A 14,178-nucleotide genomic window follows, 5' to 3' on the forward strand; every position below is an offset into this window, starting at 1 on the left:
TCGTGGGATGGAAGGCAGAGGCAGACGGTGGTGAGCGTTACGTACTGAACGTGTATCGGCCCGGTGAGGAACAGGGGGAGGCTTCGCTGCGGTTCGGTCATTTGATCGAAGCATGGAGCCCGCTGGACGGGGCGACCCTAGAGGTTCCGATCGAAAGGGTGGATGCCTTGACGGATGGTGGGCTGGCGATGTCTGGCTCTTCGGGCGAATTTGCTGCCGAAGCGAAATGGGAAGCGGTGAAGGACAGCTGTGGCGGCTACGACGTCACCCTTCATTTAACGTATAACGGGAACGTTCCCAAAAATATGGGGCTGACGCTGCGGGCAGAGGTAATCGGTTCGGGGAAGCCGGACTGGATGATCCCCGGAGCCTTCTACAAGGAAAACCGCTTTGAGAAAAATTTGCGGCGCTATCCCCGCTATGACTACCGGGGCGGAGATCCGGAGCAGATGGTATCGAATTATTGGTCCTTCCGCTCGGACCGGGCGGCGCTGCCGGTAGTGTTTGCCTGGAATGACGCGCTGTGCGGGGCTCTCTGCACGGAAGAAATGTCGGAGCTGGGCCTGACGGGCATCGGTTTCCGGGGCAACGCGGACGGAACGGCGGTCTGGCTGAACTTTCCTTACCGGGAGGAGCCGGTGACGTTCGTCGGCGAGCCGGTTCCGGCGCCGGCGGATCTGGCGTCCGCACGGTTTGAGCCGGGGCAGCAGGTAACGCTGCGCTACCAGGTGTATACGGCGGCCGGCGATCCCCACGCGTACGATCCGTTCGTGCGCCGGATGTACCGGCTGCATGCCGAGGCCTACCCGCTCCGGCCTTGGATGGATCTGGATGAGGCGGCGCAGCTGACCGCCCACGGCCTGTATACGTGGCATTATCGTCCGGAGCACCGCATATTGTACGAAACGGCGGCGTTTGACCGCGAGCTGAACAACAACGTTAAAGGACAGGGGGACCGCCCCCATATGCACGTAGGCTGGGTCAGCGGAGCGCCTTACGCGCATGCGCTGCTGCAGTACGGACGCAGGCAGGAGATAGCCGAGTACACGGCGGCCGGCATGGACGTGCTGAGCAAAATCGCCGAAGGCTTGTCGCCGAGCGGCATTTTCTGGGCGTCCTGGATCGAGGGCCGGGGCTGGAACGCCGGCTGGAATCCGAAGCCCGATTGGCTGCAGGCGAGAACGGCGGCCGAGGCAACGCTGTTCATGGTCCGGGCGTTGGATTTTGAGCGCGAACAGGGGGCATCCCATCCGGACTGGGAAGCGGCGGTCCTGTCGAACTTGAACTTTGCGGCTTCCTGTCAGCGAAGCGACGGCAATTTCGGCTCCTATTACCATGCGGAGACCGGAGAGGTCGAAGAATGGGACGGTGCCGGCGGCATGCTGTGGATCGCGGCGCTGCTCGAAGGCGCGGCCTTGTTCGGGGAACCGCGGTTTGCGGAAGCCGCCGTGCGTGCTGGCAGCTATTACGAGAAGTTTATCAGGGATGAATATATATACGGCGCTCCGGAGGACGTGCATCTGACGCCGACCTCGGAAGACGCCTATAACGCCATCGCTGCCTATGTGCTGCTGTACGAGTATAACCGGCAGCCGAAGTGGCTGGAGCTCGCATCCAGCGCGGCGGACTGGATGATGACGTTCCGCTGGACGTATAATCTGTGCTTCCCGCGCCATACCCTGCTGGCGCAGTACGATTTTCGTTCGCGCGGCGCGGATCAGGCGTCCACGTCGAACCAGCATCTGCACAACTACGGCCTGTTCTGCGTTCCGGAAATGCTGCGGCTGTGGAAGCATACCGGCGACCGGTATTACCTGGACCGCACCCGCGACCATATCGCCTGCTTCCTGCAGTTTATCGCGCGGGAGGACGGGGACTTCAACGCCTATAAAGGCATGGTCACCGAGCGTTATTACAACACGAACTGCTTCCAGCCCAAAGGAATGATGCTGACCCTCTCGCACTCCTGGTGCATCGGCTTGATTCTGTACGCGTCCCAGGAGGCGGCGGAATATGCAGCGGAGCTGGGGCTGAGCGAGCTGATCGAAGGCTGAAGGATCGGAAACCGAAAGCTGGTAGCTTGAGACAAAAAAACGCTGTCTGTTCCTTATGAAAATACGCCGGTAGACGTTCTTCATCCTATCGAAACCGCCTTCCAGCGAGACAAGGATTTCATAACCCAAAAGCGGATGGCTTGAAGGTGCCTAGCTTTATGCCCGCGAAAAAGAATAAGGAAATCCATAAAATCGCTTAGGCGAGATGAGATGCAGGACGAATACGGGAGGGGACAATGGATGTTATTTGCAGGAATTGATATCGGAACGACATCGATCAGCGCCGTGCTGATTTCGGATGCGTCAGGCCGGGCGGTCCGCGTGGCAACTTGTGCGAACGATGCTTCGGTTCGTGGGGAGCACAGCTGGGAACGGCTGCAGGATCCGCAGCGGATTATGGAGCGAGTTCGTGGGCTGCTTGCGGAATGCCAAGAGGAATGGCCGGACGTTGCCGCGGTCGGAATTTCCTGCCAGATGCACGGCATTCTTTATGTCAACGGAGATGGCCAAAGCGTCAGCCCGCTCTATACCTGGCAGGACGGGCGGGGAGACGAGCGGATGGAGGACCGGGATGTTTCTTACGCACGGTATCTTCGGGAACGTACGGGTTATCCGGCAGCCAGCGGCTATGGACTGGTGACCCACTTTCATCATATGAAAAACGGGAACGTTCCCAAAGATGCGGTTTACTTATGTACGATCGGCGATTACGTGGCTATGCAGCTGACGGGCGCCACCAAACCGCTCATGGATCCATCCAACGCGGCCGGGATCGGATTTTTCTCGGCGAGCCGGCACTGCTTTGATGAAGAAGCGCTGCGGCGGGCCGGGATGGATGCATCCATCCTGCCGCCCGTTTGCCAGGGCACGGAGCCGGCCGGTAGAACGCCGGATGGCAAGCCCGTAGCATGCGCGATTGGCGACAACCAGGCGAGTTTCCTCGGTTCGGTATCGCAGCTGGAGCGGACGCTGCTCGTCAATGTCGGAACCGGCTCGCAAATTTCCATTTACACGGACAACGACGTGTCTCCGGAGGAGTTGGATGCCGCGGCCGGTCTTGAAGTCCGGCCGTTTCCGGGAGGCGGCTCGCTGCTGGTAGGCGCCCCCCTTAGCGGGGGCAAGTCCTACGCCATGCTGCTGGCGTTCTTTCAAGAGGTGGGCAGAGCCTTCGGCACGTCTCCGGATGAAGGCGAGATTTACGCGCGGATGAATGAATGGGCCTGGGAGGCAATTCGGCGCGGGGATGCACCGCTTCAGGTGCAGACCCAGTTTTACGGAACCCGGCAGGATCCGGGCCTTCGGGGGGCCATCCGCGGCATCGGGCCGGACAATTTCACGCCCGGCCATCTGGCCGCAGGCTTCCTGCAGGGCATGGCCGACGAGCTGATGCAGTACGTCGGCGCGCTGCCGGCGGGGCTGCGCGGCAGCATCTCGGCTGCGGCGGGTTCGGGCAACGGCATCCGCCGGAACCCTCTCCTTCGAGAGATGCTGGAAGCGAAGCTCGGGCTGGCGCTTGAGCTTCCGCCTGGGGAGGAGGAAGCGGCTTATGGAGCGGCCGTGTACAGCGCAGCGGCGGCCGGATATTATTCCGATGTCCGGTCGGCGCTTAGCGAAATGAGGAAAGGGTGAACTTGCGATGGACATGGATACAGCCGAAACAAGTACAACGCGCCAGCCGCAGGAATGGGGGCGCTTCAAACTGGCGGTCATTCATACGACCCCGGTCACGGTCGATCCTTTAAGGGACCTGGCACAGCAGTTGATGCCCGGCCTCCGCGTCATCAATCTGGTGGACGACTCGATCCTGCCGGAGCTTGCGGAGAACGGCGGGGACGTCGAAGCCATCGCCGGGCGGTGGAGGCAGTATGCGCACATTGCGGAGCAGCAGGGCGCGGACTGCATCCTGAACGCCTGCTCCTCTATCGGAGAGCTGTGCGCTGCCGTACAGCCGGAGATCGCGGTGCCGATCGTGCGCATCGACGAAGCGATGGCGGAGCATGCGGTGCGCTCCGCCGGCACCATCGGCGTGGCGGCCACGCTGGCGACGACGCTTGGGCCGACGCAGCGGCTGCTGCAGCAGCAGGCGGAGCGGCTAGAAAGAGGAGTCCGGCTGGTGCCGGAGGTGATCTCTTCCGCGTACGAGCGCCTGCTGGCCGGCGACCGGCAGGGCCATGACGAAGTGCTGGCCGAGGCGCTGGCCCGGATGGCCGGTACGGCGGACATCGTCGTATTGGCCCAGGCATCGATGGCGCGGGCGGTGGAAGGCCTGCCCCCGGAGGAACGGAGCCGCTTTCTGACCAGCCCTGCCTTCGGAATGGGGCGCGTGCGTGAGCAATTGTCGGCGAAGAACTGAGCAGACTTCACTGAACAGACTTCACTAAAGAACAGATTTAACTATAGAACAAATTTAACAGAACAACAGACTTAATGGACGGAAACAAGGTCCATTTTTCAGATTTACAAGAGAGTAGCGAGAGGAGTTTTTACCCTATGACGACCCAAGCAGGAGCTGCGGGACGTTCCAACGTCCTGACGCTGAAGCAGGCCCTTGAAGCCGCCGAAGCCGGAAAGTACGCGATCGGTTCGTTTTCACCGCGCTATACGTCCATGATCGCCGCCGTTCTGGCGGCAGGGCAGGAGGCGGATTCGCCGCTGATCGTCCAGATTTCTCAGAAGGAGCTGATCCGGTACGGCATTACACCGAAGGCATTTGCGGAGGAATTCTACCGCCAGCTGGAGGAGCAGCAGATCACCGTTCCGGTGGTGCTTCACCTGGACCACACGAAGGACATGGCGGTCATCGCCGAGGCCATCGAAGCGGGCTTTACCTCCGTCATGATCGACGCGTCGGAAAAGCCGTTCGAGGACAACGTCCGCGAGTCCAAAGAAGCGGCCGACTACGCCCATGCCAGAGGCGTCTCGGTTGAAGCTGAGCTCGGCATGATCGGTACGACCGATTTCGTCGAGACGGAAACCGACGAAGAGCTGTACACCGATCCCGATGAGGCGGCGGAGTTCGTTCGGCTGACCGGCGTGGACGCGCTGGCGGTATCGTGCGGCACCGCGCATGGCGTCTACAACGTGAAGCAGCCGAAGGTCGACTATGCGCGCCTGGAGGCGATCCGGGCACTGACCCCGGTGCATCTGGTGCTGCACGGCGGTTCGGGCGTTCCGGCCGACATGATGCAGCAGGCGTTCACCCTGAACGGGGGCGGCGTCAGCAAAGTGAATATCGCGACCGACCTAGAATTGTCGCTGCTGGCAGCACTGGGCCGGGAAGAGCGGATGACGGACGCGGAGTGCCGGGCACTGGCGCCGGATCAGCTGGCTGCCGGCAGCGAAGCCGTCAAGCAGACGGTCATGAAAAAGATGAAGGATTTCGTGCTGAGCGCCGGAAAGGCCGGACGCTTTTTCCAATAAACCGGATTCATCCTTACACCCAAGTAACCATGGATTGGAGCTGAACCACGTATGAAGGACAAAAAGCTGTACATGATCGGCAATGCGCATCTCGACCCGGTGTGGCTGTGGCAGTGGCAGGAGGGCTTCCAGGAAGCAAAAGCAACCTTCCGCTCGGCCCTCGACCGGATGAAGGAATCGGAGGATTTTATTTTTACGTCCAGCTCGGCGGCCATGTACGAGTGGATCGAAAACAACGAGCCAGCCATGTTCGAGGAAATCCGCGCACGCGTCAAGGAAGGCCGGTGGAACATCGTCGGCGGCTGGTGGATCCAGCCTGACTGCAACATTCCGGGGGGCGAATCCTTTGTCCGCCAGGGCTTGTACGGCCAGCGTTATTTTAAAGAAAAGTTCGGGGTGACCGCCAAAGTCGGCTACAACGTCGACAGCTTTGGCCACAACGCCATGCTCCCGCAAATTTTAAAAAAGAGCGGGATGGACTACTACGTTATGATGCGCCCTATGCCTAACGAAAAAGGCCTGCCCAGCCGGCTCTTCTGGTGGCAGTCCGACGACGGGTCCAAGGTGCTGACGTTCCGCATTATGTTCGAGTACCTGTCCTGGGGCAAAGATCTGGAAAATCACGTACGCCGCTGCCTCGGCGAGTTCAAAGAACCGCTGAACGACTTGATGCTGTTCTACGGCGTGGGCAACCACGGGGGCGGACCGACCAAGGAAAATATCGAGAGCATTCGGCGCCTGAACGAGGAGCCCGATCTGCCGAAGCTCGAGTTCGCTACGCCTGACCGGTACTTCAAGGACATGGAAGCTTCCGGACTTGATTTTCCGGTTGTGCACGACGACCTGCAGCATCACGCCAGCGGCTGCTATGCCGCGCATTCCGGCATCAAGCAGTGGAACCGCCAGGCGGAGAACCGGCTGATTGCGGCGGAGAAGTTCTCCGCGCTCGCTTCATGGATCACCGGGCAACCGTATCCTGAGGAATTCACGCGCGCCTGGAAAAACGTGCTGTTCAACCAGTTCCATGACATCCTGGCCGGAACGAGCCTGGAGCCGGCGTATGAGGACGCGAGATATTTGTTCGGAGAGGCGATGGCGATCGCCGACCGCTCGCTGAACTATGCGGTGCAGTCGCTGTCCTGGAACATCGGCATCGAGCAGGATGAAACGATGCGCCCGATCGTCGTGTTTAACCCGCACGCCTGGTCCAGCAAAGTGAACGTCGAGCTGGAGATTGGCGGAATCAAGGACAACAGCGTGCTGGTCGACGATACCGGCAAACCGGTGCCGTTCCAAACCGTCAAGTCGCAGGCCGCAGCCAGAGGCCGCTACCGTCTGAGCTTTATGGCCGAACTGCCGCCGCTCGGATACCGGGTCTACAAGCTGTTCCTGGAATCGGCTTCGCTGAAGCCGGTCGGGGAGCCGATCACGGCCAGTGATCTCGTCTTGGAAAACAGCCGGCTGCGGCTGGAGTTCGACAAGGACACGGGCTTTATCAAAAGCCTGCGGGACAAGAAGCTGGATCATGAAGTGCTGCGGGGCGAAGGGGCACGGCCGGTCGTCATCGACGACACCTCGGATACGTGGAGCCACGACGTTCTGCATTTTAACCGGACGGCAGGGCAGTTTAAGGCGGTGAGAGTGCAGCGCATCGAGCACGGGCCGGTCAAATCGGTCATCCGCGTAGTAAGCGAATACGGCAGCTCGCGGCTGGTGCAGGATTTTGCGATGTATCCGGACCGGGACCAAATCGACGTTCGCGTGACCGTGGACTGGCGGGAAAAGTTCAAAATGCTGAAGCTCGTCTTCCCGGTCAACTGCGTCTTCAGCCGGCATACGTACGAAATTCCTTACGGAACGATCGAGCGCGAGCATAACGGCGAGGAAGAGCCTGGTCAGAGCTGGGTGGACTATACGGGGATCGTTCCGGGATCGAACCGCGTGTACGGGCTGAGCCTGATGAATGACGCCAAGTACAGCTACAGCATCCACAACAAGGAGCTGGCCCTGACCGTGCTGCGCAGCCCGATTTACGCCCATCACGATCCTTACGTGCCGGAGGCGGACGGTGAGTATGCCTTTACCGACCAGGGCATTCAGCAGTTCAACTATTCACTTCTTCCTCATGAAGAGGGCTGGGAGCAGGCAGGCACCGTGCGCCGGGCCGCGGAGCTGAACTGCAAGCCGGTAGCCATCATCGAAACGTATCACGAAGGAAAGCTGCCGCAGACGGATTCGTACCTGTCGGTGGACCGGGACAATATCATCGTTAGTGCGGTGAAAAGAGCGGAGGATAACGACGATCTGATCCTGCGCGTGTATGAGACGGATAAAAAGGCGACGACGGCCGAAATCAGTCTCCCGAAATGGGAGCGCAGCATCCGTGCCGATTTCAAGCCCTCGGAAATCAAAACGTTCCGCGTGCCGGCGGACAAAAGCCTTCCCGTGACAGAAACCAGCCTCCTGGAGTGGGATCTGTAACATGGGCCGCCGCGAAGAGACGGCTGCCGAGCTGCGGGCGGCCGGGAAATTTATGATGGACACGGGGCTCGCCTGGGGCAATGCGGGCAACATCAGCGCCAGGCTGGATGATTCAAGCTTCCTGATCACGGCCACGGGGACGTTTCTGGGAGAACTGGGCGAAGGAGATTTCGCCGAGTGCGTTCTGGACGGCAGAGAGGCGCCGGCAGCTGCCGGGCCCAAGCCGTCCAAGGAAGTGCCGATGCACCAGGCCGTGTATGACCTGCGGCCTGACGTGGGGGCAGTGCTGCATGCGTCGCCTTTTTACAGCACACTGTTCGCCTGTGCCGATATTTCGCTTCCCTCCGGCTTGTTTGTGGAGACGATGTACTACCTGGAGCGTGTGGAACGCGTCCGGTACGCCCATCCCGGCTCGCTGGATCTGGGGGAAGCGGTCAGGGAGAAGGCGAAACAGGCCAACGTACTGCTGCTGGAGCACCACGGGGTGCTGGTCTATGACACCAGCATCAAGGAAGCGCGGATGGCGCTGCAAACGCTCGAAATGGCCTGCCGGATGGTGATTGAATCCGGGAGCGCGGGCGTACGTCTGCAGGAGCTGCCGGATCCGGTCCGGGAGGACTTCCTGGAGCGCTCCGGCTACCGGCCGCGGAGGAGGTGGGACGGATGATCGGCGTCATTGCCGACGACATTACCGGGGCGAACGACATCGGCATCATGTTCGCCAAGGCGGGCTTGACGACGCATGTGTATCCGGCGGATGAGCTCCGGCGCGGTCTGCCGGAACCGCAGCCGGATGTGCTCGTGGTGGACACGAACTCGCGGCTCGATACCGCGGATGAGGCTTACGCCAAGGTGTACACGGCTACCGTCGCCCTGCGTGCCGCCGGATGCACACGGCTGGTCAACAAAACGTGTTCGGTCTTCCGCGGCAACATCGGAGCGGAATTCGACGCCATGCTGGATGAGGTACCCGCTGCGTTCGCGGTCGTCGTGCTCGGATTTCCGAAGAACGGCCGCGTTACGCTGGACGGCATCCATTATGTTCACGGCAAGCCGCTGGCCGAATCCGAATTCCGGCATGATCCGGTGCATCCGATGCAGGAGTCGGAGCTGACGGCGATCCTGCAGGCGCAGACGGAGCGTAAGGTGGCGATGCTGCCGATCGGCGTGGTGGAGCAGGGCGCCGAGGTTCTACGCGGGGAAATCAACCGGATGCGGGGCGAATGTGCCTACCTGATTCTCGACGTCCGCGATCAGCAGTCGCTGCGGATCATCGCCGAGGCGGTACTGGATGAGCCGCTGCTGTGCGGCAGTTCCGGCCTCTATGAGGAGCTCGCGCCGCTATTGAAGCGTGCGGATGCGGACCCGGAAAGCTCAGATCGATCTGCCGCCGGGCCAGAGGAGAATGCGGCCCTTTATAGTAGGGCTTACCTGGGAGCAGATGAAGGAGAACGAACAGGGAAGAACTTGGCCTCTGCCGGGACCGGGCCGGATGGCGGGCAAGTTGATAGGGCGGCTGCTGATTTTATTGAAAATAGCGGGTCACTGAGCAAAGATGAAGACGCCTCGCAGGACAACGCAGGCTCAGCCGGTAATGCCACCCCGGGCGAAGGGGTGCTGCTCGCGGCGGGCAGCCTGATGCCGCAAACCGCGACACAAATTGCTTGCGCCCGGGAGGCGGGTGTTACGATCATCGAGCTCGATTCCTTGCTCCTGCTGGAACCGGCACGCAAGAACGGGCACATCGCCGATGTCGTGCGGCGGGCCGGCGCGAAGCTAGCATCCGGACGCGATGTGCTGATCCATGCATCGAACGATGCCGGCAAGCTGGCAGCGACCCGCAAGCGGGCGGAGGAGCTCGGCCTATCGGGTACGGTGCTCTCGCGCATCGTCTCGGATGAGCTGGCCGGCGCGGTAGCCGATGTCGCGGTGCGTACCGGTCAGCGCCGGGTCGTCATCGCCGGCGGGGAAACCTCTGCTGCCGTATGCGGCCGGCTGGGCGTCACCGGGCTGCGGGTGCTGGAAGAGATTGAGCCGGGGCTGCCCTCCTGCATGTCGCTGGACGGCAAGGCGCGTCTGCTGGTGTTGAAATCGGGCAGCTTCGGCAGCCCGGAGTTTATCGTCAAAGCCATCGAACATTTGAAGGGAATGAACATCCATGGGGAGAGTGACTGCGATGAGCGCGATCTTTGAGCAGCTGTTTGCGAAATATCCGGATCTTCAGCCGTGCCGGGACGCGGTTTGGCAGGCGTACGAGGCGATGGAGGCTTCTTTTCGCCGGGGAGGCAAAATGCTCCTCGCCGGCAACGGCGGCAGCGCCGCCGACTGCGAGCATGTCGTGGGCGAGCTGATGAAGGGCTTTATGCTGAAGCGGACTTTGCCGCCGGCCGAACGCGATAAGATGCTCATTCACGGCGAGGAAGGCACTTATATCGCCGACCGGCTGCAGGGTGCGCTGCCGGCCATCTCCCTCGTCAGCCAGAGCGGCCTGTCGACCGCGTTCATCAACGACGTTGCCGCCGATATGGCGGTGGCCCAGCAGGTGTACGGCTATGGCCGGCCGGAGGATACGCTGGTCGTGTTCAGCACGTCCGGCAACTCGGCGAATGTGGTTCGTGCCGTTCAGGTGGCCAAATCCCTCGGGATGACCACGATCGGCCTGACCGGCCGCACCGGCGGACGCCTGAAGCAGCTGTGCGACATTGCCGTCTGCGTTCCTTACGACGGTACGCCGGATATCCAGGAAAGGCATCTGCCGATTTACCATACACTGTGCATGATGCTGGAGGAGGCATTTTTCGCATGAGCACGCTGCTGGGAGGCCTCGATATCGGCGGAACGAAGTGCGCAGCCGTGCTTGGCAGGGCGGAAGGCGACCGGATCGAAATCGTGGGCAAGCGCAGCTTCCCGACGCCGGACACGCCGGAGGAAGCGCTGGCGTCGCTGTGCGACGAGCTGGCCGGCCTGGCCGCTTCGGCCGGCGGGGGCGAGCCGCTTGCGGCCGTCGGCGTCAGCTGCGGCGGCCCGCTTGATAGCCGGCGGGGACTAATTCTCTCCCCGCCGAACCTGCCCGGCTGGGACGGCATCGACGTCCTCACGCCGCTCGGGGAGCGCTTCGGCGTACCCGCCGCGCTCCAAAACGACGCCAACGCCTGCGCCCTCGCCGAATGGCGGTGGGGGGCCGGGCGCGGGGCGTCCAGCATGATCTTCCTGACCTTCGGGACAGGAATGGGTGCGGGTCTGATCCTGAACGGAGCGCTGTATGCCGGCGCAAGTGACATGGCCGGTGAGGTCGGCCATATCCGCCTGGCGGAGGAGGGGCCGGTCGGCTACGGCAAGGCCGGCTCTTTTGAGGGCTTTTGCAGCGGCGGGGGCATCGCCCGCCTGTTTGCCGGTTTGAAGGAAGCGGCGGCAGAGACTGCCGCGCGATCCTCCGCCGGCGCTGGAGGGATGGCCCCGCAATCCGGAGGGAGCGGGGAGGCTGCATGGACGGCGAAGGACGTGTTTGAGGCGGCCGCCGCCGGGGACGCGCTGGCGCGCCATGCGGTGGGCGTCATCGGCCGCAAGCTCGGCCGGGGCCTGGCCGTCCTCGTCGATACGCTCAATCCGGAGCGGATCGTAATCGGCAGCATTTATGCGCGCCAGGAGCAGGTGCTCCGGCCGCTCGTGCTGGAGGAGCTGCGGCGTGAAGCGCTGCCGGGGACGCTTGCGGCCTGCCGGATTCTGCCGTCGGAGCTCGGCGAGCATGTCGGGGATGCGGCCAGCTTGTCCGTTGCGCTGCATGCGCTGGGGGAGCATGAACGAGGGAATAACTGATCCGGGAAACCGAAGGTGGATCCGGCGAACTTTTAACAGATGATAACAGGTTCATCATAACGTTGTGATACAGGTTCGCGGCCTGAGGCATGGAAGTGCAGAGCCCTCAGGCCTTTGTCGTATGGATAGTTGGAAGTTGGCATGTTCGTCATTTTGGGAGCAGCAGGGGGAATCGTTGATGAGTATCGAAGGGCAAGGTGCGTTTCATTCCAGTGAAAACCTCGGGGCGGACGGCGTGGTGAGAGCTCTGCTCTGGCCGTTTGGCCTTTCCGTTCGGCTTCAGTCGGGGACGGAAGCGGTTCGGCTGCAGCTGACAGGGTCAGACACAGAGAAAGGTTCGACGGAACAGGGGATTTTTGAAGAGACACGGTTTCACTACCGAAGCGAAGATGAGTCCATTCAGGCCCGGATTTTTGTGCGGGAGAAGGCAGGCGGCACGATGCTGGTATCCGTGGAAGCCGGCATCACCAATGAAAATGATTTCGGCAAGCAGCGCTCGTTCGCAGGAGAGCATGCGGTCATGCTGACGCTGCGGCCCGTTGGGCAGATCGAGGGGCTGATGGCCAACTACCAGCATAAGGACTGGTGGACCCGCCCTCATTTTGGCACCGATCTGGCCGGTTTGCCGGAGAAAATGCAGTCGGTGCTGTGGAAGACGGCAGAAGGATACGGCCACCTGCTGCCGGTGACGGGACCGGTGTGGCGTGCGGATGCCGCCGGATCCGAGGAAGGGATTACGCTTCGATTATCCGCTTATGAGGAAGGGCATACCCGCTGTGAAGCGCTGGTGTTTGCCTTTGCGGCCGGGAGCGATCCATACGATCTCGTCAAGCGCAATGTAGCTTCCGCGCTGAAAGAGCTGGATTATCCGACGCTGCCGAGGGAACAGAAGCCGTTTCCGGCGATGTTGGACAAGCTCGGTTGGTGCAGCTGGGATGCTTTTTACCACCAGGTCAGCGAAGAAGGGCTGCTGGCCAAAGCCGCCGAGCTGCAGCAGCTTGGGCTGCCGATCGGCTGGGTGATGATCGACGACGGCTGGTCCGATGTTTCTGCGGGCAAGCTGTCTTCCTTTGAAGCGGATCCCGTCAAATTTCCCGGCGGTTTGAAGCGTGCCGTGCATGCACTGAAGGAACGGTATGGCATCCGCCACGTCGGGGTATGGCACACCATCGCCGGTTACTGGGGCGGCATTCTGGAGGACAGCCCGATCGCCAGAACGTATGCGGACCATCTGTACCAGGTGCCCCGGGGCAATCTCATCCCTTATCCGGAAGCCGGCAAAGGCTTTGCCTTCTGGCATGCCTGGCACGGATTTTTGCGCCGCCAGGGCGTCGATTTCGTCAAGGTGGACAGCCAAAGCGCGGTTCTGAACTACCTGCAGGGACGCATGCCCATAGGCCAGGCTGCTGCCGCTGCGCACGAGGCGCTGGAGGCTTCGGTTGCGCTGCATTTTGACGGGACGATCATCAACTGCATGGGCATGGCGTCCGAAAATATATGGCACCGGCCGAAGTCGGCCGTTTCGCGCAACAGCGACGATTTTGTGCCCCAGGAGAAGCGCGGCTTTCCGGAGCATGCGCTGCAGAACGGCTACAATTCCTTTTACCACGGGGCCTTTTACTGGGGAGACTGGGATATGTACTGGTCCAAAAACCACGACGACGTGCAGAGCGCGGTGCTGCGCGCGGTAAGCGGAGGTCCGGTCTATATCAGCGACGCTCCGGGAAATACCGATCCGTCGCGCATCTGGCCTTTGATCTATGCAGACGGCACCGTCATCCGCTGCGACGAGACGGCCAATCCGACCCCGGACTGCCTGCTGCTGAATCCGGCCGAAGAGCACGTTCCTCTTAAACTATGGAACCGGGCGGGCAGCGCAGGGGTTGTGGCTGCCTTTCATATCAGTGGGGATTCTGCTCAGGTTATGGGTTCGATCGGACCGGCTGATGTGCCGGGACTCGGCGGCTTGGAATTCGCCGTGTACGACCATTTTGCCGGCAAGGGCTGGCTGATGCGCGCCGACGAGCAGACCCCGATCCGCCTGGAGGAAGGAGGCTGCGCCCTCTATGCGGTCGTCCCGGTTACGGGCAGCGTTACCCCGGTTGGGCTGGCCGACAAATACATTTCGCCGGCGGCGGTTGCCGGGTGTACTGAGGTAGGCAAGGTGACCAACGTCAGCTTGCGGGAAGGCGGCCGGTTCGTGTTTGCCTCCCAAACGGCGCCTTTAAGCGTTACCGCAAACGGCCTGATGGTCGAGGCATCTCTGATCGGGGGCGAACCCGGCGATTTTTATGAGGTTCTTTGCGGGGAGCCCGGTCAACCGGTGCAGATCGAAATCGTCTCGGCGTAAAAGCCGCGTGAAGGCTTTAATGAAAAAAATAGCAAAGGCAGCAGTTCAACGGAGGAT

At 61.6% G+C, this 14,178-nt stretch carries 10 protein-coding genes; all 10 read left to right on the forward strand.

Annotated features, from left to right (window positions below):
- Positions 1-2: 2 nt before the first annotated feature.
- Positions 3-2,054, forward strand: coding sequence for a hypothetical protein (locus IAE55_RS13090; protein ID WP_200632749.1), 2,052 nt, complete (start codon positions 3-5; stop codon positions 2,052-2,054).
- A gap of 240 nt (positions 2,055-2,294) precedes the next feature.
- Positions 2,295-3,683 (forward strand): sedoheptulokinase, encoded by a 1,389-nt coding sequence (locus tag IAE55_RS13095; RefSeq protein WP_200632751.1) that lies wholly within the window; start codon positions 2,295-2,297, stop codon positions 3,681-3,683.
- A 7-nt stretch (positions 3,684-3,690) separates the two neighbouring features.
- On the forward strand, positions 3,691-4,407 hold the full coding sequence (locus IAE55_RS13100; RefSeq protein ID WP_200632753.1) for an aspartate/glutamate racemase family protein: 717 nt from the start codon (positions 3,691-3,693) through the stop codon (positions 4,405-4,407).
- A 137-nt stretch (positions 4,408-4,544) separates the two neighbouring features.
- A complete protein-coding gene (locus IAE55_RS13105) occupies positions 4,545-5,474 on the forward strand; it encodes a class II fructose-bisphosphate aldolase (RefSeq protein WP_200632755.1) in 930 nt (309 codons plus the stop codon).
- Positions 5,475-5,525: 51 nt separating this feature from the next.
- Entirely contained in the window at positions 5,526-7,955 is a 2,430-nt protein-coding gene (locus IAE55_RS13110; protein WP_200632757.1) for an alpha-mannosidase, read from the forward strand.
- 1 nt (position 7,956) lies between these two features.
- Complete coding sequence (locus IAE55_RS13115) at positions 7,957-8,622, forward strand: class II aldolase/adducin family protein (RefSeq protein ID WP_105444279.1); 666 nt, start codon at positions 7,957-7,959, stop codon at positions 8,620-8,622.
- Positions 8,619-10,148, forward strand: coding sequence for a four-carbon acid sugar kinase family protein (locus IAE55_RS13120; RefSeq protein WP_200632759.1), 1,530 nt, complete (start codon positions 8,619-8,621; stop codon positions 10,146-10,148). The genes IAE55_RS13115 and IAE55_RS13120 overlap by 4 nt, the downstream gene beginning before the upstream one ends.
- A complete protein-coding gene (locus tag IAE55_RS13125) occupies positions 10,132-10,761 on the forward strand; it encodes a D-sedoheptulose-7-phosphate isomerase (protein WP_145164146.1) in 630 nt (209 codons plus the stop codon). Before IAE55_RS13120 ends, IAE55_RS13125 begins: the two co-directional genes overlap by 17 nt.
- Positions 10,728-11,771: an ROK family protein gene (locus tag IAE55_RS13130; RefSeq protein WP_325168633.1), complete on the forward strand. Its 1,044-nt coding sequence runs from the start codon at positions 10,728-10,730 to the stop codon at positions 11,769-11,771. Before IAE55_RS13125 ends, IAE55_RS13130 begins: the two co-directional genes overlap by 34 nt.
- 178 nt (positions 11,772-11,949) lie before the next feature.
- A complete protein-coding gene (locus tag IAE55_RS13135; protein WP_200632761.1) occupies positions 11,950-14,121 on the forward strand; it encodes a Sip1-related alpha-galactosidase in 2,172 nt (723 codons plus the stop codon).
- The last annotated feature ends 57 nt before the right edge of the window (positions 14,122-14,178 follow it).

The sequence above is a fragment of the Paenibacillus sp. S28 genome, from assembly GCF_016624415.1.
Taxonomy (GTDB): domain Bacteria; phylum Bacillota; class Bacilli; order Paenibacillales; family Paenibacillaceae; genus Paenibacillus_AQ; species Paenibacillus_AQ favisporus.

Bases quoted from the DNA above. Each gene is read 5' to 3' on its own strand.
- IAE55_RS13100 (WP_200632753.1), top strand. From the start codon at position 3,691: ATGGACATGGATACAGCCGAAACAAGTACAACGCGCCAGCCGCAGGAA.
- IAE55_RS13110 (WP_200632757.1), top strand. From the start codon at position 5,526: ATGAAGGACAAAAAGCTGTACATGATCGGCAATGCGCATCTCGACCCG.
- IAE55_RS13120 (WP_200632759.1), top strand. From the start codon at position 8,619: ATGATCGGCGTCATTGCCGACGACATTACCGGGGCGAACGACATCGGC.
- IAE55_RS13125 (WP_145164146.1), top strand. From the start codon at position 10,132: ATGAGCGCGATCTTTGAGCAGCTGTTTGCGAAATATCCGGATCTTCAG.
- IAE55_RS13115 (WP_105444279.1), top strand. From the start codon at position 7,957: ATGGGCCGCCGCGAAGAGACGGCTGCCGAGCTGCGGGCGGCCGGGAAA.
- IAE55_RS13095 (WP_200632751.1), top strand. From the start codon at position 2,295: ATGTTATTTGCAGGAATTGATATCGGAACGACATCGATCAGCGCCGTG.
- IAE55_RS13135 (WP_200632761.1), top strand. From the start codon at position 11,950: ATGAGTATCGAAGGGCAAGGTGCGTTTCATTCCAGTGAAAACCTCGGG.
- IAE55_RS13105 (WP_200632755.1), top strand. From the start codon at position 4,545: ATGACGACCCAAGCAGGAGCTGCGGGACGTTCCAACGTCCTGACGCTG.